Raw genomic sequence first — 22,605 nt, 5'->3', positions numbered from 1 at the left:
GGGAGAACGGGCATGGAAGAAACGCGCGATGAGGGCAATCCGGTCATCGGGAAGGTCGAAGAGAAGGACGCCAGTTCGCTGGTGGCGATCAGCGGCCATCCGCTGCATGCCATGAGCGTGCATTTCCCCATCGCCTTTGTCTTCGCCACGCTCGGCGTGGACATGCTCTACTGGTGGACGGGCGATGCGTTCTGGCTGCGCGTCGGCCTGTGGTCCTCGGGCGGCGCGTTCTTCCTCGGCATGGCGGCGGGCGCCGTCGGCACGGCCGAATTGCTGCTCGTTCCCGGCATCCGCGCGCGCGCCGCGAGCTGGGCGCACGCCATCGCCGCCATGACCCTCATCGCCGTGATGGGCACGAACTGGGGCGTGCGCGTAACGAACCTGCTCGACGTTCTGCCACAGGGATTGCTCCTGTCGGGTCTTTCCGCCGTTCTGACGGGGATTGCCGGCTGGCACGGCGGCAAGCTCATCTTCGATCACGGTGTCGGCCTCATGGTTTCCTCCAAGGATTGAACTCGCCATAGAGGCGCTTGAGGCCGCCGGGCTCGGCGAGAACGTCGAAGACGGCGAGGTCGAGTTCGGGCTTGGCGAGGACCACGAAGAAGATTGCAATGACGATGCCGCCGCTCAGTACGGTCGCGGTGACGAAACGCCAGACGGGATAGACTTCCCCCTCGCGAAAGAGACGGATGACGACAAGTCCCGTCAGGACATGGACGATGGCCAGCGCGCCGACGAAACCCAGTTTCACCGAGAACCACGGCTCGAATGTCTGGCGCAGGAAAACCAGTGCGGTCCCCGTTATGATGGCGAGGAAGGCGGCGGGCGAGATGATGGCGATATAGGCGAAGCGTACGAGACGCTGCAGGCGCAGCAGTGCGTCCTTGTCCTTTACATGCGCCCGCTGCACGTAGAGCCCTGGCAGGCTGACCACACCGGCCGCCCAGATAGAAATGACGGCGATATGCATGAACTTGACGAGCGCGATCATGGGGGCAGCCGATCGAGGCTGCGCTCCATAAGGATGGCGCGGATGCGCCACAGCACCGCCAGCAGGTAAGGCCCGGCCGCCGGCACCCACATCAGCACGCCGGCAAGCTGCTGGTCCTCCAGCGGCGTCAGGCCGAAGGCCGCGGTCGTCGCGAGGTGCGCGTCGTAGAGCGGTTCGCGGGAGAAGGTGAGGAGGGCTGCGAGCATGCCCATCTGGAGCATGGTGCCGAACAGCAGGGCGCAGGCATTGCCCGTCGGCGTGCGCGGGCTGAGCGCCGCCGCCCAGATCCAGACTGCCGAGACGAGCAGGGAAAGCTGCATCAGCCAATAGGCGGCGTGGGAGGAAAGCGCGAAAGCATAGGCCGCCGGCGAATGCCACAGCCAGAACAGCAGCGTATGGGCGGCGAAGGCGGCCTGAGGCGCACGCGCCAGCCAGGCGGGGCGGCCGAGCGCCAGCGCGAGGAAGGGAGCTGCGACCGCGACCAGCAGGACATGATGCAGCACCCGCGCGGAAAACAGCGCCGAAGCCAACGCGCAGAGCGGCGAGACGAAGGCGACGGCGAGGACCACGAGCCCGAGCACCGCAAAAGTCCGCCGGTTCCCGTTGCGAAGAAGGACGAAGGCGAGCACGGCCAATGCCGCCAGCAGCACCGGATCGAGGTTCCAGCGCCACGCCAGCGATGCGGCGTCCGGCGCGGGGCCGCAATAGATGTCGTAAAGGGTCTGCGGCATCGTCGTCTCCGTTCGGCGTGCAGTCAGGGCGGGCCTTCGGCAAGCACGGCGCGAAGGTCGCGGACCTCGTCGGCCTCCACCGCGCCGCCGGAATTGCCCCAGCTCGATCTGACATAGGTCGCCACCGCCGCCAGTCCATCGTCGTCGAGCTTCCAGCCGAACGCGGGCATGGTGAGCGGGGAGGGATGCGCCTTCGTCGGCACGGCACGCGCGCCTTCGAGGAGCACGCGGATGACGGTCGTGGCATCCGGATTGTTGACCTTGTTGGAACCGGCCAGCGGCGGGAAGAAGCGCGGGACGCCGCTGCCGTCGGAAACATGGCAGGCGCTGCAATTGTCGGAATAGATCGCCGCGCCGGCCTTCATGACCGCATCATCTGGTGTTTCGGGTCTGGCGCGTTCCTCGCCTTCAAGGTCCTTGAGATAGGTGGCGATCGACTTCAGGTCCGTCTCGGCCATATGCTGCGTCGAATAGGAGATGACCTCGGACATGATCGAGAAGGCGGCGCTGTGGGCGTTGCGCCCTGTCCGCAGGAATTCGACGATCTCCTCCTGCGACCATGTCTCCAGTCCGCCGTGCCGCCCGCCGCGGATATCCGGCGCGGACCAGTTCTCCAGCCGGCCGCCGGCAAGATGCTTGCTCTTCTTGTCTGCCCCGAGCAGGTTCTTCTCCGTATGGCAGCCAGAACAGTGGCCCGGCCCCTCGACGAGATAAGCGCCGCGGTTCCACTCCGGCGACTTCTCCGGATCGGGCTGGAACACGCCGGGCTCGAAGAAGGTCATGTTCCAGCCCGCGACGGTAAAGCGCCAGCTCAGCGGGAAGGGCAGTTCGTTCTCCGGCTTCTTCTTGCGCACCGGGTCGAGCGTCGTGAGATAGTCGTAGATCGCGTCCACGTCCTCGCGCGGCATCTTGGTGAAATGCGGATAGGGGAAGGCGGGATAGAGCTGGGAACCGTCCTTCGCCTTGCCCTCGTGCATGGCCCGCCAGAAATCGTCCTTCGTCCAGCGCCCGAGGCCCGTTTGCATGTCGAAGGTGATATTGGGCGTGTAGATCACGCCGAAGGGCGTTTCGAGTGCACGGCTTCCGGCGAAGGGTTCCTCGCCTGGTGGTGTGTGGCAGCCCTGGCAGTTGCCGGCCTGCGTCAGGTAGCGGCCGCGCGCGATCTCGGCAAAGTCGTTGGCCCGGCCGGCGTCCGTCGCGCCGAGCAGGGCCGAGCCCGCGACGAGGAGGGTGGCGCGCTTCCTCATGCCTGCACCATCGGGCCGGGATTGCGAAGATAATCGGTCTTGATCGCATCCGCCGCCCAGTAGGTGAGCGCCGCGACGGTGCCCGTCGGGTTGTAGCCGGCGTTTTGCGGAAAGACGCCCGCCCCCATGACGAACAGGTTCGGCACGTCCCAGCTTTGCAGGTAGCGGTTGACCACGCTGTTGGCTGGCGTGGTCCCCATGATCGTGCCGCCCGTATTGTGCGTGGTCTGGTAGGGCATGGAATCGTAGGCGCCCTCGCGCGCGTTGACCTTGATCTCCCGACCGCCCATGCGTTCGGCGATCTCCTTGGCGCGTTCGGTGAGATAGGCCGTCATGGTCCGGTCGTTCGGGGTGAAGTCATAGGTCATGCGCAGGAGAGGCCGACCATAGACGTCCGTATAGGTGGGGTCGAGGTCGAGATGGTTTTGGGCGTAAGCCATGGATGCGCCATGGACGGAGACGCCGGTCGACTTCAGGAAGTTCTCCTTGACGGCCTTCTTCCATCCAGCGCCCCATTCCGGGGTCCCCTTCGGCGTGCGATGCGTCTCGATGGGGCGCGCGTTCGTCGTCCAGCAGGCGAGATAGCCGCCGCCGATGAAGCCGAGCCCGGCATGATCGAAATTGTCGCCGTTGTAGTCGTCAACTATCATGCCGAGCGCGCCGGCCCCGGCGAACTGGTTGGTGTATTTGTCCTCGTAGAAAACATCGACCGAGGACACGACCTGGTAACAATAGTTCTTGCCGACCTGGCCCGCGCCGGTCTGCGGATCGTAGGTCTGGCCGATGCCGGACAACATCAGGAGCCGCGCGTTCTGCAGGGGATAGGCGCACAGGATGACGATCTCGGCCGGTTGCTCGAACACTTCGCCGTGCACGTCGATATGGGTGACGCCCGTCGCCCGGCGGCCGCTGCCGTCGCGCTTGATCTCCAGCACCTCGTTGTGCGTCTTCAGCGTGAAGTTCGGCTTTCCCATCAGGACCGGCAGGATCGTCGTCTGCGGAATGGCCTTGGAATAGTTGCCGCAGCCGTATTTCTCGCAGAAGCCGCAATAGGTGCAGGGGGCAAGCTGCACGCCGAGCGGGTTGGTGTAGGCGCGGCTCATGTTGGCGGAAGGGGCGGGAAAAGGGTTCAGGCCGAGTTCCGTTGCCGCCGAGGCGAACTGTTTCTGGGCGAAGGTCATCTCCATGGGCGGGTTGGGATATTCGTCGCTGCGCCGACCCTCGAAGAGATTGCCGCCGGCCTGCAACGCGCCCCGCAGGTTGCCGGCCTTGCCGCCGATACCGCAAAGCTTCTCGAAGCGGTCGAAATGGGTCTCCAACTCGTCATAGGTAACGCCGTAGTCCTGCACGGTCATGCCGTCCGGCAACGGGCCATAGCGATCGATATTGTGGCTGGCGGCGAGGAAATCGGAGGGTAGGAAACGGAAGGTCTGGCCGTTCCAATGCACTCCGCTTCCGCCGACGCCGCTGCCCGGCAGGAACGAGCCCCAGCGACGCATCGGCAGGGCCGTCTGGCCGGCATTGTTGCGAAAGGTCAGCGTCTCGCGCGCGGTGTCCTGGAACATCTCGTGGCGCCAGTAGAAGCGCAGTTCGTCCGGCGCGACCGTCGTCGGAAAGTGGGTCGGCGTATCGCGCCAGCCGCCGCGTTCGAGCGCGAGGACCTGAAGGCCTGCCTCGGTGAGTTCCTGCGCCATGATCGCGCCGGTCCAACCGAAGCCGACAAGCACGACATCCAACGGCGGCAATTTCTTCGTCATTCCTTCACCTCCGTCTACGGGATTTTCCATTCCGGCCGTCCGGTGAGGCCGACGGGAGGGATATCGAGACGCCTGCCGTCATGGTCGAGATAGTCGCGGTAGTCGTAGCGCGCGCCGGGAAAGCCGACGAGCCGCCAGCCCACCATGTCCCGGTTGCCGCCATAGATCGGGTCGCTGAAGAAACCCTCGACCGTGTTGTCGAGGACGAGTTCGAAGAAGGCGGATGCGGAAACGCCCTCAAATTCGATCTCGCCTTCCTCCATTGCGGTGAGGATGCCGTCCTGAGGCCCGGCGTCGAGTTCGTCGAACGTCTTTCCGTCATGGGTTTCGCGACAGTGCTCGTCGAGCGCGGCGAGCGCTTTGCGGTAGAGGCCGGCGGGCGGGCTTTCAAACTGGTACCCCTGCTCGTCCGTGCCTTCGGAGAAGGGTCCTTTCATGTACCAGCGCTCGCCGCGGCCATAAAAGCCGGCAAGCTGCCGGTCGATGAAGGTGACGACGTCGGCCTCGTCGGCGCCTGGGCCGGTTTCGTCCGATGGTATCAGGCGAGCGCTGATGGCACGCACGCAGGCGCGCTCGGCGGCGGTGAAGAACGTCCGGGTGGGATCCGGCACCATCGGCTGATCCGCCACGCCCGGTATCCATGGTATGCCGGATATAGTCCTCGCGAAGGCGGAGGGTGCGGCGATCGCTGCACTCGCAAATAAAATCGAATGAATGAATTGCCGCCGCGTCGCCAAAGTGCCCTCCACAACCAACAATCCCAACCGCGGTCATTTGGAATGGTTCCAAAACAAAGATGTGACTGGGCGTGACCGTGCCGTGATGAGCGTCGCGACTATGCCGGATCAGGAACAAACCTGAACTCGGAACCTTCATGCAGTGTCTTCAGACAATCGGAGCCTGTCCCGACGTGCTTCCTCGTCATGAAAGGCACGAACGCAGCGCGGGGCTGAGAGCGTTTCCTCTCGTCGCCATCGCAAGCCGCGGCTTCGTGCAGGCCGCCGAGCCGCTTCTTCAGGGCAATGCCGAAGCCACCGCGCGCAATGGAGAAGGCCTCATAACGGGGATTTCGGTGCGTCAATTAAGGGCGTCAATGGTCACATCGACACCCCTCAATCGCGCTCATTTCACCATGGGAGCCGCGTGTGTCGCCGCGACGGAAATGCCTTCGTGCAGCTGGCGAATCCACTCCTCTTCCTTCAGGAGGTGAGCCTGTGCCGCGGCAAGCACTTCGTCAGCCTTTTCGAGCGGTACCACGACCACGCCATCGTCATCGCCGAGCACGATGTCGCCTGGAGCGATGGCCACACCTCCAACCGAAACCAATCCGTCAACGTCTCCGCCGAAACCCGTGTGCGGCCCACGCGGTACGATCGCCTTGCAATACATCGAGAAGCCGCGCTTGCGCATGTCGGCCACGTCGCGAATAGCGCCGTCCACCACCGCACCGCCAAGTTTGCGCAGAAAGGCCTCTTCCGCCATCACGCCGCCCCACACCGCCGTATCCTCGACGCCGCCAGCATCGACGACGATGACCTCGCCCGGGCGCGCCGTAGCGATGAGCACGCAGATCGCGACGCAATCGCCTGCCATCGTCGAGACCGTTCGCGCCTGCCCGCAAAGCGTCGCGCCCTGCGCGATCGACTTGATCGCCGCCTTCATCACCTGCGTGCGGTTCATGCAATCCGACGCGACGGCGGGTGGTATCTTGCGCCAGGCATCGAGTTCGTCCGCGTTCAGTTGGCGGAAGGTGACTTCGTTTTTTTTCAAGGCCATAGTTCTGGTTCCAGATTGCAAGGGATGGCGTAGGGGGTCAGGCCGCAGGCCTGTCCCAGCCCGGATTGACATTGTTACGAAGCCGTCCCGCCACGAGGTAGTCGCGCAGGATTTCGACCGCGAAAGTGCGCATGTCGATATAGCCGGCCTCGGAGTAGAAGGCGGCATGCGGCGTCACGACAAGACGGCCAGCCAGCCAGTCGGCATTGCCCTGCCAGGCTTCGATGAGCTTCGGCGGCGGGAACGGCGGCTCCTTGGGCAGCACGTCGAGGCCGGCGGCGGCCAGGTGTCCGCTCTTGAGCGCCGAATGGACCGCATCGACATCCACGAGACCGCCGCGGGCGATATTGAGAAGGATGCCGCCCGGCTTCATTGCCCCAAGCTGTGCCGCCCCAATCAGGTTTCTCGTCTCCGCCGAAAGCGGGACATGCAGGCTGACGATATCGGATCGCTGAAGCAATTCTTCCTGCGACTGGACACGCTCGATGCCGAGGCCGAGTTCATGCCCCTCCGAGACATAGGGGTCGAAATAGATGACCTTCATGTCGAAAGCCGCAGCCCGGCGCGCGACGGCCGTTCCGATGCGCCCCATGCCGATGGCACCGAAGGTGGCGCCTCGGATGCGACGCACCACCGGAACGTTTTCGGCAAGGAAACCGGCCACGAGATCCGCTTTCAACCGGTTTTCGTAGGTGCCGAGGCCACGCACCAGATGCAGCAGCATCGCGAGTGCATGGTCGGCTACTTCGGTCGTGCCGTAGTTCGGCACGTTGGACACGGGAATGCCGCGTTCACGGCAGGCGCTGCTATCGACATTGTCGAAACCGACCCCGACGCGCACGACCAGGCGGCAGCGATCGAGCTTGGCGACGACATCGGCCGTGAGCTTCATGCGGTGCCAGATCAGAATGGCGTCGCAGCTTCGCCACAACTCGTCAGGGATGACCGCCGGATCGGTCTCGTCGAAATGGACGAATTCGAGCTGATCGCCGGTGACGCTGCGTTCGAGGTCGAGATCGCTGATATGCGCGTCCGGCACCAGCACTTTGTATCGGGTCATTTCACTGCTTCCTTGTGCTTACAGGACCTTGTCGAGAAAGTCCTTCAGTCTTGGATCGGAGGGAGAATGGAAAAGCTGTTTCGGCGGCCCACGTTCGACGATGACGCCACGATCGGTGAAGAAGACCTCGTCGGCGACTTCCTGAGCGAAGCGCATCTCGTGTGTAACGAGTACGCAGGTCATGCCCTCGCCGGCGAGATCGCGAATGACATTCAGCACTTCACTCACCATTTCCGGGTCAAGCGCCGCCGTCACCTCGTCGAACAGAATGACGCGCGGCTGCATCGCCAGCGCGCGGGCGATTGCAACGCGCTGCTGCTGCCCGCCGGAAAGCTCGCTCGGATAAGCGTCTTCCTTACCCGTGAGCCGGACTTTGGCGAGAAGCTTCAGCGCGCGCTCGCGCACCTCGGCCGGCTTTTCCTTCAGCACCTGGACCGGCGCCATCATGAGGTTCTGGATGACGGTTCGGTGCGGAAACAGATTGTATTGCTGGAAGACCATCGCGACCTGATGGCGCAGCGCGATCAGCTCGCGATCCTTCCGCATCGCCTCGACCGCGAAGTCGCCGACGCGGATCGTGCCGCTGTTGATGGGGATGAGCCCGTTGATGCAGCGCAGGATTGTCGACTTGCCCGAGCCGGACGGGCCGATGATGCAAACGACACCACCCTCCCGCACGTCGAGCGCGATGCCATTCAGGACATTGTAGGTGCCGAACGATTTGCGCACGTTGCGCATCTCGATCAGAGGCTTTTGAGTGCTTGTCGTATTCATGGATTGCCGGTTCCTACGCGATACTCCAGACGGCGCGTCAAAATCGCGATCGGGAAACAGAACAGGAAGAAGAGGAGCAGGACGAAAATGTAGATCGCGGTCGCCACGGCCTCGCCATCGACGGCGATGATCGTACGGGCCACCGACAGCACGTCGTTGGCGCCCGTCACGACAACGAGGCTCGTGCCAATGAAGAGCATCGAGTACATGGTCATGAGGTTGGGGACCATGAGCGGCAGCGCCTGCGGAATGACGACATGACGCAGGATTTGCAGACGGCGATAACCGAGCGAACTTGCCGATTCCCACTGACCGCTGGGGATGGCCTGCACGCCACCGCGAAAGATTTCCGCAATATTGGCGGTGACGGGGAGTGCGAGGCCGATGACGGCCTTCACCGCTGGTGACAGCGAAACGGTCAACCCGAAGATCTCGATTTCGAACGGCAGCAGATAGAGCATTGCAAAGAGCACGACGAGCCAGGGCGAGTTGCGCAAAAGGTTCATAAACAGCGAGCAGGGTAGCCGAACGAAACCGCTGCGGGCGATAAGGCCCGTTCCCAGCATGGCGCCGGCGATGATCGCGATTGCCATGGAACACAGGCTGATCACGATATTCGTCGCGAAACCGCCGCCGAGGCTGCTGAAATCGGCGGAGCCGGTAAGGAGCATCGGCACGCGCGGCATAATTCTCTGGATGACCGCACTCGATTGCTCCCCATAAACGGAGAGAAATACCAGAGCGAGCAGAGCCGGCACGCCGACCATGCCAAGGATGAAGGTGCGCATCTGCATGTTCATGAGACCGCTCCGTATCCAGGAATGCGGATGAGCCGATCGATGGAGCGCATGGCGACGACGGCGAGGCTGGCCAGGAGCACGTAGACCACCCAGATGAAGATCATGACCTCGAGATTGCGGAAGTTCTCGAGCATGATCTGCGTGGCGGTATACATGATGTCTGCCACCGCCACCAAAGCGGCCTGGTTCGAAGTCTTGATCAGGCTGACGACATTGTTGGTCATCGCGGGCATCGAGAGGCGCAGTCCGATCGGCAGCTCGATGTAGCGGAAGGTCTGAACCCGTGTGTAACCAAGGGAGCGCGCGCCTTCGACGGTCTGCGTGGGAACCGCCAGCAACCCGGATCTGATGATCTCAATCGCCAACGCGCCGTTGTAAAGGCCCAGTGACAGGACCGCGCAGGTGAAGCCCGAAAAGATCGGGATGCTCTGGCCGGTTGCGGGATCGGTCAGCGTCAGCCCCATTTCCGACAGCATGAAATAAAGAAAGAACAGCTGAACGAGCGGCGGCGTGTTACGGAACATCTCCACGAAGAGGGTCGTCCATGTCGCGAGCACGGGCACGCGCAGATGTATGATGAGAGCACCCACGATGCCGATGACCATCATCAGCACAAGGCCGAGCACGCTCATGAGGATCGTGGTGCCCAGCCCCCGCAGCAGCCAGTACTGGTAGTACGGGTCGGCAAGCCAACTGAAATCGAGATTCATATTTGCAATCGTCGTGGTTGAAGCCGGAAACGTGCCGGATCAGGAGGCGAATGCCCTGATCCGGCATATCGACCTATGCTGTCAGTTCGCCTTGGCTTTCGCCCCTTCGGCGCGCTTGGCGACGTAGTCCGACTGACCCATCTTGAAGGTCTTCTCGGATTCGACGAGCACACCTTGGGCTTCCGCATCGGTGATTGCCTTGTTCACGGCTTCCAGGAAAGCGGGTTCGCCCTTGCGGACGCCGCCCGCGATCGGATTGAAGGCAAAGGCGCCGACGGCGATCTTGTATTTGTCCTTCCAGTCGTCTTCCGCCACTTTCATGGTGAGGATCGGTCCGTCGAAGGCAATAGCCTCGCAACGGTTGTCCTGGAACGCCTTGAACATTTCGGCCGTTCCGGCGAACAGGACAGTCTCGGCGCCGAACTTCTCCGTGAGGGTGCGATTGTAGAGATTGCCCTGTATGCCGCAGAGCTTCTTTCCCTTGACCTCTTCCCAGGTCTTCACGGGATTATCCTTGCCCGTCAGCAAAACCATGCCTTCCATCTGATAGTATTCGTGCGTGAAATCGATGATCTTGGCACGGTCAGGGTTGGTGCCGAGCGTTGCAAAGATGACATCGATACGTCCGGCATTCAGAAGCTCGATGCGGTTCGAAGCGACAACGGGCACAAGCTCGATGGCATCCGCCGAGCCGAGCAACTCCTTGGCGACCGACTTGGCGATATCGATTTCAAAGCCCTTCACCTGACCATCGGCATCGAGATAGCCGAAGGGTGGATAGTCCGTCTTGATGCCGACAACGAGCTTTCCACGCTCTTTCACCTTCTCCAACTGGTCGGCTCTGGCGGGCGTCGCCGTCACGCCGACCGCACAGGCGAGTGAGAGCAGAGAGGCAAGCTGCCATGTCCGCCACGAGGTGGAATGCGACGCCTTGATCTTGGTGACTGCGGTGGCCATTGGAACCCCTTAATTTGTTGATGTTCTATTCGGGCTCTCCCCGCCCGCTTGCCTTTGCGATGATCAGGATCGTCCCGATTGCCTACGTTTTCAAATAGATTATTGTGCCTCCAGCATAACTAAAACTTATGAAAACCATCGAGGGATCATGAACGCAAGACAGATCGAAGCCTTTCAGGCTGTGATGACGACCGGCAGTCTCACCCGGGCTGGCGAGCGCATGCTTATTTCCCAGCCGGCCGTGAGCCAGCTCGTCGCGCAGTTCGAGCGAAGCTGCGGGTTCAAGCTGTTCGAGCGCACGGGCAACAAGATCGCACCGACCCGCGAGGCAGAGGCGCTCTTCATCGAAGTGCAACGAATGTTTACAGGCGTCGGGCAGATCGCTCGCGTAGCCACCGCACTGCGTGATCGGACCTGGGGCTCCCTCAGTGTCGCCGCGTTTCCAGCGATTGCCCGGCGCGTTGTTCCGGAGATCATGTGGGCTTTCTGCAGCGACCGGCCGGAAACGCGCATACGGGTGGAGAGCATGCGCTCGCGCGGTATGATCGATGCGGCGGCGGCACAGCAAATCGATATCGGTTTAAGCGCGCTGCCAAGCGACCGGCCAGAGGTCGAATGCACTTTGCTGCACAGTCTGCGCGGGGTATGCGTCCTGCCGATGAATCATCCGCTTGCCGCACAGGGTACCGTGCGTGCAAGGGACATGGCCGACCAGGACTTTGTTTCCCTTGGCCCGCAAGATCAGACGCGGTTCATGGTGGACCGCGTCTTCGATCAGCAAGGCCTGTCGCGCCGCATTCGTGTCGAAGTCGGACAAGCGGAAACCGCGTTCACCTTTGTCGCCGCCGGCGCCGGTGTTGCGGTCATTGACCCCGTGAGCGCCTATAACAACCGCGGGGCCGGAATCGTTATTCGTCGTTTCGAACCCGCCGTCTATTTCGACATTTGGCTTTTAAGACCGAAGGTCGTCCGGCCGTTCAATCTCATCGACGCCGCACTCGATTTCATCGTCGGGCGCCTGAAGCAATTCGCAGCACTTTGCGAGGCGCTCCCAGACCTTCCCGTACCGGATCGCCCGCCGCTCTTGAGCGAAACCTTTCTTGACCTTCTCAGAAACCACAATCCGGGCCTGTGAGGGGATCCAGCTTCCCCCAATCGTCACCGGCGCTTCAAAATTCGGCCTCGCTCAGCCAGCATTTTTGACGAGACGGAATACGATCTTGGTCTGGGTGTAGTAGTCCAGCGCATCCGCGAAGTCGGGGGTCCAGCCGTCGGCGTAGAAGGGAATGAAGCCGTCATATTCCAGCTTCCGGGCGGAGACCTCAAAGCCAGCCTTGGCGAAACTCGCTGCGTAGTGGGTGATTGACCTGTCCTGAACGATAGTGTTGGTGCGCTTGGCGACAAGATCAAGCCACTTTGGCCACAGCGGATTATCGGTATGACATCCGGTTACGGCATAATAGACGCCGCCGGGCTTGAGCGCCTTGAAGATGTCGGCGGCATGCGCATCGATGTCTTCGACAAGGTAAATCACCTCATGACTGATCGCGAGATCGAACTCGTCGACCCAATTCTCCAGTGTTCCACCAACCGCGTGCTGCACCGGAATGTTGCCCTTAAACGCCTCGGCCTTGGCAACAGACTGCTCGGCAATGTCGATACCGAGCGCTTTGCGGAACGGGCGCAGCGCATAGAGATGTCGAAGCAGGCCACCCTGGTTGCAGCCGAAATCAAGCACGCTTTTCCGGGAAAGATCACGCTCGACGATCAGGTCGATCAGGTGCCGCCAGATCGGGGCATGGCCATCCGCCATGCGGTCCTCGGCGTCAGGATCGATGTACCAGGTGGTGATGGTGTTGGCGGTCCGGCTCATTGCGGTCTCCGATGCGATTCATGGATGGTGGCGACGTAAGTTCGGTGGTGAGATGAAGGGGCGCGTGCGACAACGGTTTAAATTTCCCTGCCGGGGATTTGTGCGCCCGTGTCCAGCAGCTTCAAAAGATCGACGTCGAAATGGGGCGGTTTGCCGGGGCCGACTTCAACGAAACTGCCTTTCACCCGGAAGGTCTTTTCGATAAGCCCGCTCTCGGCCAGTTCTCTGGGATCACCATCAAACCGCAGTTCACCTTTTTCCAGAAGCGATATGCGATCGCTGATGGCTATGGCCTGATTGATGTCGTGGATCGCCATGACGATCGTGACCCCACGCTCCCGGCTGAGGCGGTGTACAAGATCGAGGACTTCCACCTGGTAGCCGATGTCGAGAAACGAGGTCGGCTCATCGAGTAAAAGGATGCCGGCCTCTTGCGCCAGCGCCGCTGATATCCACGCGCGCTGTCGTTCGCCACCGGAGAGCTCTTGAAGCGTCCTGTCGGCAAGATGTTCCAGCCCGGTACTTTCGAGCGCCCACTCGATAGCTTGCTCGTCCCGGCTATTATAGGAGCGAAACAGCCCGACATGTGGAAAGCGGCCCTGCCGGACGAGCTGAGCAATGGTCATCTCATCCGGGGCGGCAGGCTGTTGCGGCAGTAGCGCGAGTTTCTTCGCGATGGCCTTTCTTGACATCGACGCGACCGCCACGCCTTCGATATCCGCCCTTCCTTCCGATGGCCTGATCAACCCCGCAAGGGCCTGGAGCGCAGTACTCTTCCCCGATCCGTTCGGGCCGATGAGTGCGCGGATCTCTCCTTTCGTCATGGCAAGGGAGAAGTTGTGCAATGCTTTTCTGCGACCGTAATTTACCGACAATTGCGAGCAAGATAGTGGCATTGGTAAATCTCAAGGAACTTTGCGCAAAAGCGCAAGCAGGACGGGTACGCCCATGAGGGCGGTGACAACGCCGATCGGGACCTCTTCGGCCCCTCCGGCAAGACGGCCGATCAAATCGCCGAGCGTAACAATAATCGCGCCGAGGACGACGGTGAGTGGAAGAACCAGGGGAAAATGCCGGCCCGCGAGAAAACGCGCCAGATGCGGCACGACAAGGCCGACGAACACGATCGGTCCGACCGCGCCAACCGCGCTTGCGGCGAGTGCGCAGGATACCAGCAGAACCAGAGAAAACTGCCATCGATAGGATAGCCCGAAGGACCGTGCCACTGTCGCATCAAACCGCAGGAGAACAAGTGGACGATAGATCAAGGGAAGCACAGCGAGACCAGCGACCGTGAACGGCAGCAGGAATAAAGCGTGATTCCATGTTCGGGCGTAAAGGCTACCCGACATCCACTCAAGGATGATCTCGATCCGCGCCGAGCCCCAGCCAGCGATAAGGCCAATGGCAACGGCATGCATGACGGCTCCCACAGCGATCCCGCAGAGCGTTATCCGCAGCGGGCTGAGTTCGAGGCGAAAGGCCAGAAGATAGATGATGCCGCCAGCGATCATGCCGCCCACCATCCCGGCCGCCGGCAGCCACGCGATCGGCAGTTCGTTCACGGAATAGGAGTCTGGATTTACGAGATAGACCGTGAACAGCAGAAACATCGTCACCGTCAGGGTGGCCCCTTGAGAGACGCCCATGAGCGAAGGGTCGGCGAGCGGGTTGCGCGTGATCGTCTGGAGAAGCAGGCCCGCCAGCGCGAATTGAACGCCCGCGAGAATGCCCGTTACGATTCTCGGCAACCTGATGTCGAGGATGATCGAACGCGCTTCTTGCGAGCCGTTCCCGGTCAAGGCGGACAGGACGTCGCGCGCCGGAATATCGACGATCCCCATAAATACAGCGCACAGGAACGAAATCAGCACGAGCATCACCGCGGCCGGAAGGACCCAGGGGCTTGGCTGGCCGATGGCGGAAGCTTTCGGGATCATGGCCTCTCGCTCCTGAAATCCAGCCGGCCGCGCTGGATGAGGTAGACGAAGATCGGTCCACCGAGAAGCACTGTGATGATGCCGACCGGGAGCTCCTTGGGAATGGCAATGGTGCGGGCGATCAAGTCGGCTGAGGTCACGATCAGCGATCCAATGGCGGCGGCCAGTCCGATTTCCCAGCCCGTGCCGCGTGGTCGTAGAAGACGGGCGATATGCGGCGCGGCCAATCCGACGAAGGCGACGGGCCCCGCGACCGGAGCGACACCCGCAACCGGGCAGATGGCAAGAACGAGCAGAACGGGCTTCCAAAATCCCAACTGCACGCCCATCCCGGCGGCAGACCGATCATCGAGAGAAAACATCCCGATCACACGATAAAGGATCAAGGCTCCTAGTACACCTGACAACACCCAAGGCAGCATCTGGAGCAGATTGGCCCAGGACCTGCCCGAGAAACCGCCGACCAGCCAGAACAACAGAGCCGTGGATTGCGGACCGGCAAACAGCAGGACATAGATCGTAATCGCGCCCAGGAAGAGCGAGACGCTCACACCTCCCAGTGCCAAATGCAGCGGATGACCTGTACCTCCGCGTGCGACCCAGAAGGTTACCGCTGCCGCTGCAAGTCCTCCAACAAGCCCGATAAACGGATAGAGGTGTCCGGAAACCGACGGAAAGAAAACGAAGGAGGTGACGATTGGGGCGACCGCGCCGGCGGTAACGCCCGTGATGCCGGGGTCGGCGAGCGGGTTTCGCGTCAGAGACTGGAGGATATAGCCAGAGACGGCAAGACCTGCGCCGGCAGTTGCGGCGGCGAGACTTCTCGGCAGACGGAGCGTCCAAACCAAGATCGATTCAATTTTCCCGTCGGGGGCTACGAGGGCTTGCAGAACGGCCCCGATCGACAGCATTTTCGCGCCGGGCAAAAGCCCGGCGACGATGATCAAGACTGTCGCGACGACGACGAGGCCGACGGTTATCGAGGATTTCCGGGCGTCCATCGTCGCGATCTACCCGTCAGTTCTGGACCTCGGCCGGAATGAGCTTTGCGGCTTCGGCGCGAACGTCCACTTTTGGGAAAACATCGGGATAAAGATAGTGAGCGGCTTCGCGCAACATGATTTCGCGGGCGATCGGACCATTGGTCTCGACCCAGTGGTCGCCGACATAGAACACCCTGTTGTTCTTGACCGCGGTGAGCTGGCTCCAGATCGGGTTATTCTCGTGCGGACGATCCGGGCCGTAATCGTAGATGAAGAGGACTTCCGGGTCCTTCTCGAGCATTGTCTCCAGGCTGAGATCGATGCCGAACTCGCCGCCCGGTGTCATGGCGCCTGCTATATTCTCGCCGCCAATGGCATTGGCTATGGACGCGGACGTGTTCTCGTCATGGAATGCGAACGGCACTTCGCCGCCCCACATGATCGCGTAGCGGGGATGAACATCCTTCGGAGCCTTGGCTGCGATCTCGGCCAGATGCGCACGGAACTCCTTGTTCAATTCGACACCGCGCTCGGGCTTGCCGAGGATTTTCGCCAGCGCTTCGATTTCCTTATCGCTGCCGTCGAGCAGTTCCATGTTCCAGGCGACATAGGGCGCAATCTTCTCAAGCTGCGGTGCATTACCCACCGTGTAGCGACGGATCGCGACGATCAGGTCGGGCTTCGCTTCGGAGAGCAGTTCAAGATTCGGCTTGGCGCGCTGGCCGATCTGGACCATGTCTTTGGTGAGACCAAGCAGGAACTCGGGCGGGCGGCCGTCTACCATGTAGGTGCTGGCGACCGGCTTGATGCCGAGCGCAAGCGCGACATCATCTGCGAAATACGAAATCGAGGCGATCCGCTTTGGCTGCGCCGGCACCTGGACCTCAACGCCGCGATCGTCGGTCACCTTGACCATGGCATCGTCGGCGAGCGCCGGAATGGTCATCAGCGTGGTGCAGGCGGCAAGCATTGCCGATAACACGATGCGGCGGCTCGACAGCGCAAAGTCAAATGACATGATTCTCTCCCTTTAATTGATCAGCAAGGACAGTGACGCGCGCCCAGCTCATGTCGTTGCGAGAAACGCACGCAGCATTCCCGCTCGACATGTTCAAGCCAGCTTCTGATTTCGTTCCTCAACCTGTCACTTCCTCGATCATTCTTGCCAGCCTGGAGGATTGTGGATAGATACAGTCAAGTTAATTGCAAGCGAAAGATTTTCACGCCGGCATGAGGAATTCTCAAACCGATCCCAGGCTGCCTCCGTTAGGCACATTGCCCGCGTTCTCGATTGCGGCACGCACGGGCAGCCTGACGCTCGCCGCACGGGAATTGAACCTCACGCCAGGGGCGATCAGCCGACAAATCAAATCCCTTGAGGACGCGCTCGGCATCCAGCTCTTCAATCGCAAGCATAACGCCATCGTGCTCACCGATGCCGGCCGGCAATATCTGACGCATATCAATGCCGCTCTCTCGACGATCGATACCGGCACCCGCGCACTTCTGCCCGACCGCGTGCGCATGGTGGTACAGGCCCCGATCACCATCGCCCGGCGATGGCTTATTCCCAGGCTTGGCTCATATATGATGGAGAACCGGAGTGTCGACCTTAGCATCCAGTCGCTCGCGCTTGGTGCAAGCGACGTTCCCGATATCACCATTGCCTATCGACGGGGCTGCGATGAAGCCCGGTTTCCGTCCGCTTTTCTCTTGGACAGGACGGTTGCCGTATGCTCTCCGCTCATGATCGGCCGGGCTGCGGCCTCGACGAATCCCGAGGCGTTGTTTGATCTTCCGATCCTGCTGGATACTGCGGACGCATGGTCGTGGCGGTGCTGGTGCGATACGGCAGGTATCGCGTTTCGGCCTCGTGGCGGAAGCGTCACTTTCGATACGGACGAGGCCTCCATCGACGCCTGTTTGACCGGCCTTGGAATCGGCCAGGCGAGCCCCTCACTCATTGAGCGCGAGTTGAGAGAGGGGCAACTTGTCGTGCTGTGCCCGCATCTCACCCCGATCGTCGGTGCGTACGAGATCGCTGGCCCAACGCCCAACGGGCCGGCAAGCGGGTTCACTCAATGGCTCCTGAAGTGGCGGGAAGCCTGATTCGCGTCAGTGGCATCCGTCTTGTCGAGGGTTTCGTTCAGACCTTTTGCGCATGACGATCTTCAATGCAAATCGCGGGAGGAGGCGTGTTGGCGGCCGCGGTGCGGGCGGCGATGACGATGGATGTCAAAGCCGTAATCTCCTCACGTTCAAGCCAAATGGATTTCGGCCTCGGTCTCTGTCCAGGCGTTCATTGCCAGCTCCATTTTCGCAAGCGCCTTATCAAGCCGGCGGAGGAGTTCCTGCACTTCATCTCTCGTAATGATGAGTGGAGGAGAGACAATAATCGCATTGTTCAACGGTGCGATACCGGCCGGATAAACGATAAGGCCCTCGTTAAAACATTCTTGAACGAACACCGCCGACGCGCTTCGTTGAGAAGGAGGCGCCTTCTTCGTTGATCGGTCGAGGACAAATTCAAAGCCCCAAAGCAGTCCGCGCCCACGGACATCGACCATATGACGATAGCGCTGGGAAAGTGCTTCCAAGCCCTGTCGCAGTTCTTCACCACGAACTCTGGTATTTTCGAGAAGATTTTCCCGCTCGACATAATCGAGGACAGCGAGGCAAACGGCAGCACTTAAGGGGTTTGCCGAGAATGTATGTCCAAGGGTCGCGTAGCCGCTTCCAGCGCGCATAGCATCAACGATTTTCTCACGTATGATTACGGCTGCCATCGGGGTGTAGCCCGCGCTCGTTCCTTTGCCGGTGAGGATAATGTCAGGAACAATACCTTCGTCACTCGCGGCAAACCAAGCGCCGGTTCGACCAAGGCCTGTGATTACTTCGTCAAGAATCAGGAGGATATCAAGCCGGTTACAAATTTCGCGAAGACGCTTGAAGTAACCCGGAGGTGGAACGAGAACGCCACCCGCAGCGCCCACGATTGGTTCGGCAATAACCGCAGCCACCGACTCTACGCCTTGTTCGATAATCGCGTCCTCGAATGCCTGGGCGGCGGCGGCGGCATAGGCTTCGGTGTTATTTCCATCAATCGAAAAACGGTAGGCATAAGCAGGTGGAGCGACTGGAAACGGGTGCAGTAGCGGCCCGTAGTCGACACGTCGTCCCGTATGTCCAGACAGCGATAGTGCGCCCATCGTCATACCATGATAGCTGATTTTGCGCCCCAGAACTTTTACTTTCTCCGGCCTACCCTGCTCTTTCCAGTACTGCAAAGCGACACGGATCGCGCATTCGGACGCCTCCGAACCACTATTGACAAAAAATACTGAATTGAGATCACCCGGAGCGAGGTTCGCGATACGAGCAGCGAGTTCTTCCGCTGGGCCATTGGTAAATTGCATCCTGAAAGCGAAGGCGACCCGTTCGGCCTGCTCTTTCATAACCGCCGCAATTTCGGTAACGCCGTGGCCGATGTTCGCTGTCATCGCACCGCTCGAACCATCGATATAGTCACGCCCCTGATCATCGTAGAGAAAGATCCCCTTGCCGTGCGTGACCATCGCCAACGGTTTGTCGATCGAATGCTTGAGAAGCGCACTTTTCATTCTGGGACCCCAATCCTGTGTCACGGCGTCGAAACATGATTACGTATTCATATTTTACTCTTTTGCCGTTTGTCAATGCGTTCGAAAGAGTGGCATGGGGAGTTGGTCGTGCGATTATGCGGCCCCCGTCGAATTTTGAAGATGCTTGGCGGTATCGTAGAGCGAACCCTCCCGGCTCTCGGCCTGGATCATGTTCATGATCCAGGTTCCGTCGTGCGCGGGGACCTGGCAGTCCGCTCGCAAACACGAGGTGTGCCGATCACTGGCGACGAGTGCTGTGGAGCATGAACCCAGTTGATTGCATATCCGGATCTGGGTCGTGACAGCGTTTTAGCGTGCAACGCACCACCTGGCAGCACATCGCTCGTCAGCCTAAGAGCAGTTTCTTCGTCCGACGAGGATCATGCGGGCATCCAGTTCACGACACCTGTTGAGCCTCCCGTTGGGCTGCGTGTTTTGGAACGAGCAGGCAGACCGGAACGATCAACACGGCGATCAGCAACATCACGACGAATGTGGAATGCAAGGCATGCTGAAGGGCAAGCCGGATTGCTTCTCCGCCAGCCATCATTTCGCCGGCTCCATTGAGGAGACCGCGCAGTTGCTCCGGCGTTATCGGCTGGCCGTTGGTAGAGTTTGCCAGGCCGTATGTCAGCACCGCGCCGAGCACTGCCGCGCCGAGCGTGCTGCCGAGGTTGCGCGAGAAAACGTTTGACGCAGTGGCGCTGCCGCGCTCGGCCCAGCTCACGCTATCCTGGGTGAGGATCAGCGCACTGATGTTGAGCAACCCCATGCCGAAACCCATGACAAGCGAACCGGCGCCAGCCAATACGGCCGAACTAGTGGATGTGAGCAGGACGAGCAAACAGGTGCCGGCCGGTATGCAAACGCTGCCGACGATCATGATGGGACGCAAGCCGAAACGCGCAAATGTGCGGGACGCGATCGTCGCGCCGCACGGCCAACCCAAGAGCAGCATGGTCAATGCGAAACCGGCCACGAGCGGCGAGCGGTTGAGAACCGTCTGCACGTACATCGGCAAGAAGGTCGTCAATCCCATGATCGACATGCTCGCGAAAAACACGGCCAGGTTCGCAAATGCTATCGGCCGCTTCAGCCACAGGTCGGGCGCGACCATGGGCGCTTCGGCGCGGCGCTCCTGCCAGATGAAGGTGGCAAGGGTGACAACAAAGACCGCGAGAGCGGCGATCGCATAACCGGATACTGTCGTCTCCATCTCGGTCAAGGCAATCATCAGGGCGGATATTGAGATGGCGAAGAGCGTGGCTCCGAGAATGTCGATGGACACGACCCGGGTCCGTTTCTCCTCATGCAGGAAGAGGAAGAATGCCAATGCCGCAAAAATCCCGACCGGTACGTTGATCCAGAAAATCCACGCCCATGGGAGATTGTGAATGATGATGCTTCCGAGAAGAGGTCCAACAACGGCGGACAGCGCCCAGACACTTGCCAGGTAGCCTTGGACCTTGCCGCGCTGATTGCCGGGAAAGAGATCGGCAACCACCGTCATTGCAACGGGTTGTATTGCCCCGGCACCGATACCCTGTAGCAAACGGAAAGCGATCATCGACGGCATGGACCACGCAAAACCCGCGAGCACGGAGGCAACCAGAAACAGCGCGATGCCGACAAGGATCATCGGCTTGCGGCCATAGACATCCGCGAGCTTGCCGAAGATCACGGTCGTCGCCGTTTGAGTGAGCAGGAATGACGAAAACACCCAGGAATAGAGATTGATCTGTCCGAGTTGGGCAGCGATCTGCGGCATCGCGGTCGAAACGATCGTCGCCTCGATGGCGATCATAGCCATGCTTGCCATGATCGCGACAACGACAAGCCCGCGATGGGAACTTTTTTCTGACATGGAGGATCTTTCAGATTTGGTGGAGCGCGCCTTGTGGGCGTTTGGCACCGATGGCGGGTGGCCGGACGGAGGAATACCTACTCCTCAGGCGCGGTGCGTCAAGCGACGGTTCGGTTTTTTTCGAACTGCTCGCCGACCGCGATTCCGCAGGTGCGCCGACCCACGCCATGCAGTTGACTCTCAGCACGTACATCGCCGGTCTTGCCAATCGCACTGGTATTCGCGGAGCTTGACAGCCCGGTCCATCTGACTGGCGCTTTCGACAGAGCTGCGGCACTGGTCGAGAACCAGCCGAAGGTGCAAGGCCTTCAAGACCGGGCGCGACGTTGCCTGGAGTGAACAGGCCGGCTCGGCGGTGGCGATCACAAGCGACGCGGACGCTCCGTAGTTTTGTCATTCACTCGAGCGGCGCTGCGCATATGCCGCACGCGCTGCATCCATGCGCGCAGAGTTTGCGACCACCCACTCGGCGAGACCTCGAACGGGATCCAAGAACTCCCGGCCGAGATCCGTGAGCGCATATTCCACTTGGGGCGGGTTGACGGGCGTCACAGTGCGGGAAACGAAGCCGTTCTCTTCAAGTTCCCTCAGCGTCGATGCAAGTACTTTCTGGCTGATTTCGCCGACTTCACGGCGCAGGGCGTTGAAGCGCAGCGGCCCGTGACCAAGCACGCGCACGACGAGCAAGGTCCACTTGTCGCTGATCCGCGCGAGCATGCGGCTGATGTGATCACAGGCAGTGGTATCCTCGTGGTTATCTGGTTTCAACAAAGTGCCTCCTTGTGCGGTTGCGCAAACCATTCGTAATCTGGTTACCCAAGGAAACCGAGCATACAGGAGATTGCTTTGACTTCTAACCCCCGGATCGCCGTTATCATCGGCTCCACTCGACCGACCAGATTTGCAGACACGCCGGCGCAATGGATACTAAAGCAGGCCCGGGCGCGCACGGATATGGACGTGGAACTGATCGACCTGCGCGATCATCCGCTCCCCTTCTTCGACGAGATGGCATCGAATATGTGGATGCCGAGCCGGAACCCCGAGGCGATCCGCTGGCAGGAAACCGTCGGTCGCTTCGACGGCTACATCTTCGTCGTGGCAGAATACAACCACTCCATAACAGGCGTTCTCAAGAACGCACTCGATCAGGCCTACAAGGAATGGAGCCGCAAGCCATTCACCGCGATCGGCTATGGTGGAACGGGCGCGACGCGTGCGGTCGAACATCTTCGGGGGATCGGGGTGGAACTGCAGATGGTATCCACCCATGCTGCCGTCCATATCGGCGGTGGTGATTTCATGGCCATACATCCGGCCTTCGGAAACAAGCCGATAACGGAGATCGAGGCGAACCTCATGCCGACGGCGAAAACTGCGCTGGACGAACTGGTCTGGTGGGCCAGAGCGACGATGGCGGCAAAGGCCGCCGAGGCCTGATCCGAGGCAAGCGGGCCTGCCGGATCCGACGGAGGCGGCAGGCTTGCATACCCTTGCGATT

The 22,605-nt window shown here is 60.9% G+C and carries 23 protein-coding genes and 2 pseudogenes; 6 read left to right on the top strand and 19 right to left on the bottom strand.

Annotation, left to right across the window (positions count from 1 at the left end):
* Positions 1 to 12 precede the first annotated feature (12 nt).
* Positions 13 to 513 (top strand): DUF2231 domain-containing protein, encoded by a 501-nt coding sequence (locus VGN93_RS09670; protein WP_327507324.1) that lies wholly within the window; start codon positions 13 to 15, stop codon positions 511 to 513.
* Here VGN93_RS09670 and VGN93_RS09665 read toward each other — a convergent pair.
* From VGN93_RS09665 to VGN93_RS09645, 5 genes are read right to left on the bottom strand one after another with little or no spacing between them, the layout of a single operon-like run.
* Positions 491 to 991 carry a CopD family protein gene (locus VGN93_RS09665; RefSeq protein ID WP_327507323.1) on the bottom strand — a complete coding sequence of 167 codons (501 nt, stop codon included), beginning with the start codon at positions 989 to 991 and terminating at the stop codon, positions 491 to 493. The genes VGN93_RS09670 and VGN93_RS09665 overlap by 23 nt on opposite strands.
* A complete protein-coding gene (locus VGN93_RS09660; protein ID WP_327507322.1) occupies positions 988 to 1,722 on the bottom strand; it encodes a cytochrome c oxidase assembly protein in 735 nt (244 codons plus the stop codon). Before VGN93_RS09660 ends, VGN93_RS09665 begins: the two co-directional genes overlap by 4 nt.
* Positions 1,723 to 1,745: 23 nt before the next feature.
* Positions 1,746 to 2,969: a c-type cytochrome gene (locus tag VGN93_RS09655; RefSeq protein WP_327507321.1), complete on the bottom strand. Its 1,224-nt coding sequence runs from the start codon at positions 2,967 to 2,969 to the stop codon at positions 1,746 to 1,748.
* A complete protein-coding gene (locus VGN93_RS09650; RefSeq protein ID WP_327507320.1) occupies positions 2,966 to 4,726 on the bottom strand; it encodes a GMC family oxidoreductase in 1,761 nt (586 codons plus the stop codon). The genes VGN93_RS09655 and VGN93_RS09650 overlap by 4 nt, the downstream gene beginning before the upstream one ends.
* Before the next feature lie 14 nt (positions 4,727 to 4,740).
* Positions 4,741 to 5,355, bottom strand: a complete 615-nt coding sequence (locus tag VGN93_RS09645; RefSeq protein WP_327507319.1) for a gluconate 2-dehydrogenase subunit 3 family protein — start codon at positions 5,353 to 5,355, stop codon at positions 4,741 to 4,743.
* A 296-nt stretch (positions 5,356 to 5,651) separates the two neighbouring features.
* On the opposite strand from VGN93_RS09645, the pseudogene VGN93_RS09640 reads away from it, so the two are divergent.
* A pseudogene (locus VGN93_RS09640) lies at positions 5,652 to 5,795 on the top strand (MgtC/SapB family protein); the annotation flags it as partial.
* A 53-nt stretch (positions 5,796 to 5,848) separates the two neighbouring features.
* Here VGN93_RS09640 and VGN93_RS09635 read toward each other — a convergent pair.
* The 6 genes from VGN93_RS09635 to VGN93_RS09610 all read right to left on the bottom strand — a co-directional run bounded on the left by VGN93_RS09635 (position 5,849) and on the right by VGN93_RS09610 (position 10,803).
* Positions 5,849 to 6,502 carry an RraA family protein gene (locus VGN93_RS09635; RefSeq protein ID WP_327507318.1) on the bottom strand — a complete coding sequence of 218 codons (654 nt, stop codon included), beginning with the start codon at positions 6,500 to 6,502 and terminating at the stop codon, positions 5,849 to 5,851.
* Positions 6,503 to 6,539: 37 nt separating this feature from the next.
* Positions 6,540 to 7,562 carry a C-terminal binding protein gene (locus tag VGN93_RS09630; RefSeq protein ID WP_327507317.1) on the bottom strand — a complete coding sequence of 341 codons (1,023 nt, stop codon included), beginning with the start codon at positions 7,560 to 7,562 and terminating at the stop codon, positions 6,540 to 6,542.
* 18 nt (positions 7,563 to 7,580) lie between these two features.
* Positions 7,581 to 8,336: an amino acid ABC transporter ATP-binding protein gene (locus tag VGN93_RS09625; protein ID WP_327507316.1), complete on the bottom strand. Its 756-nt coding sequence runs from the start codon at positions 8,334 to 8,336 to the stop codon at positions 7,581 to 7,583.
* The gene (locus VGN93_RS09620; protein ID WP_327507315.1) at positions 8,333 to 9,136 is read right to left on the bottom strand and encodes an ABC transporter permease subunit; all 804 of its coding nucleotides are present in this window, start codon (positions 9,134 to 9,136) and stop codon (positions 8,333 to 8,335) included. The genes VGN93_RS09625 and VGN93_RS09620 overlap by 4 nt, the downstream gene beginning before the upstream one ends.
* Entirely contained in the window at positions 9,133 to 9,846 is a 714-nt protein-coding gene (locus VGN93_RS09615) for an amino acid ABC transporter permease (RefSeq protein ID WP_327507314.1), read from the bottom strand. The genes VGN93_RS09620 and VGN93_RS09615 overlap by 4 nt, the downstream gene beginning before the upstream one ends.
* An 81-nt stretch (positions 9,847 to 9,927) precedes the next feature.
* Positions 9,928 to 10,803 (bottom strand): transporter substrate-binding domain-containing protein, encoded by an 876-nt coding sequence (locus tag VGN93_RS09610; RefSeq protein ID WP_327507313.1) that lies wholly within the window; start codon positions 10,801 to 10,803, stop codon positions 9,928 to 9,930.
* Between the two features lie 148 nt (positions 10,804 to 10,951).
* On the opposite strand from VGN93_RS09610, the gene VGN93_RS09605 reads away from it, so the two are divergent.
* The gene (locus VGN93_RS09605; RefSeq protein ID WP_327507312.1) at positions 10,952 to 11,938 is read left to right on the top strand and encodes a LysR substrate-binding domain-containing protein; all 987 of its coding nucleotides are present in this window, start codon (positions 10,952 to 10,954) and stop codon (positions 11,936 to 11,938) included.
* Positions 11,939 to 11,989: 51 nt separating this feature from the next.
* Here VGN93_RS09605 and VGN93_RS09600 read toward each other — a convergent pair whose 3' ends face one another.
* From VGN93_RS09600 to VGN93_RS09580, 5 genes are all read right to left on the bottom strand, one after another.
* Positions 11,990 to 12,676 (bottom strand): class I SAM-dependent methyltransferase, encoded by a 687-nt coding sequence (locus VGN93_RS09600; protein WP_327507311.1) that lies wholly within the window; start codon positions 12,674 to 12,676, stop codon positions 11,990 to 11,992.
* 77 nt (positions 12,677 to 12,753) lie between these two features.
* Complete coding sequence (locus VGN93_RS09595) at positions 12,754 to 13,572, bottom strand: ABC transporter ATP-binding protein (RefSeq protein WP_327507310.1); 819 nt, start codon at positions 13,570 to 13,572, stop codon at positions 12,754 to 12,756.
* A gap of 9 nt (positions 13,573 to 13,581) precedes the next feature.
* The gene (locus VGN93_RS09590) at positions 13,582 to 14,616 is read right to left on the bottom strand and encodes an iron ABC transporter permease (protein WP_327507309.1); all 1,035 of its coding nucleotides are present in this window, start codon (positions 14,614 to 14,616) and stop codon (positions 13,582 to 13,584) included.
* A complete protein-coding gene (locus VGN93_RS09585; protein ID WP_327507308.1) occupies positions 14,613 to 15,617 on the bottom strand; it encodes an iron ABC transporter permease in 1,005 nt (334 codons plus the stop codon). Before VGN93_RS09585 ends, VGN93_RS09590 begins: the two co-directional genes overlap by 4 nt.
* Positions 15,618 to 15,633: 16 nt before the next feature.
* Complete coding sequence (locus tag VGN93_RS09580) at positions 15,634 to 16,545, bottom strand: ABC transporter substrate-binding protein (RefSeq protein ID WP_327507357.1); 912 nt, start codon at positions 16,543 to 16,545, stop codon at positions 15,634 to 15,636.
* Positions 16,546 to 16,802: 257 nt separating this feature from the next.
* On the opposite strand from VGN93_RS09580, the gene VGN93_RS09575 reads away from it, so the two are divergent.
* A complete protein-coding gene (locus tag VGN93_RS09575) occupies positions 16,803 to 17,708 on the top strand; it encodes a LysR family transcriptional regulator (RefSeq protein ID WP_327507307.1) in 906 nt (301 codons plus the stop codon).
* A 149-nt stretch (positions 17,709 to 17,857) separates the two neighbouring features.
* Here the strand turns inward: VGN93_RS09575 and VGN93_RS09570 are convergent, their stop codons facing one another.
* A complete protein-coding gene (locus tag VGN93_RS09570; protein WP_327507306.1) occupies positions 17,858 to 19,219 on the bottom strand; it encodes an aminotransferase class III-fold pyridoxal phosphate-dependent enzyme in 1,362 nt (453 codons plus the stop codon).
* 418 nt (positions 19,220 to 19,637) lie between these two features.
* Positions 19,638 to 21,104: an MDR family MFS transporter gene (locus VGN93_RS09565; RefSeq protein WP_327507305.1), complete on the bottom strand. Its 1,467-nt coding sequence runs from the start codon at positions 21,102 to 21,104 to the stop codon at positions 19,638 to 19,640.
* A 210-nt stretch (positions 21,105 to 21,314) separates the two neighbouring features.
* On the opposite strand from VGN93_RS09565, the pseudogene VGN93_RS09560 reads away from it, so the two are divergent.
* Positions 21,315 to 21,453: pseudogene (locus tag VGN93_RS09560) on the top strand (SAM-dependent methyltransferase); the annotation flags it as partial.
* A gap of 44 nt (positions 21,454 to 21,497) precedes the next feature.
* On the opposite strand, the gene VGN93_RS09555 reads toward VGN93_RS09560, so the two are convergent.
* On the bottom strand, positions 21,498 to 21,872 hold the full coding sequence (locus VGN93_RS09555) for a winged helix-turn-helix transcriptional regulator (protein ID WP_413818632.1): 375 nt from the start codon (positions 21,870 to 21,872) through the stop codon (positions 21,498 to 21,500).
* A 78-nt stretch (positions 21,873 to 21,950) separates the two neighbouring features.
* Between VGN93_RS09555 and VGN93_RS09550 the strand changes: the two genes are divergently transcribed.
* Positions 21,951 to 22,544, top strand: a complete 594-nt coding sequence (locus VGN93_RS09550; protein ID WP_327507304.1) for an NAD(P)H-dependent oxidoreductase — start codon at positions 21,951 to 21,953, stop codon at positions 22,542 to 22,544.
* Positions 22,545 to 22,605: the final 61 nt, after the last annotated feature.

The sequence above is a fragment of the Shinella sp. genome (assembly GCF_035998705.1).
In the GTDB taxonomy this organism is placed as follows: Bacteria; Pseudomonadota; Alphaproteobacteria; order Rhizobiales; family Rhizobiaceae; genus Shinella.
This window is presented reverse-complemented; position numbering and strand designations above follow the sequence as displayed.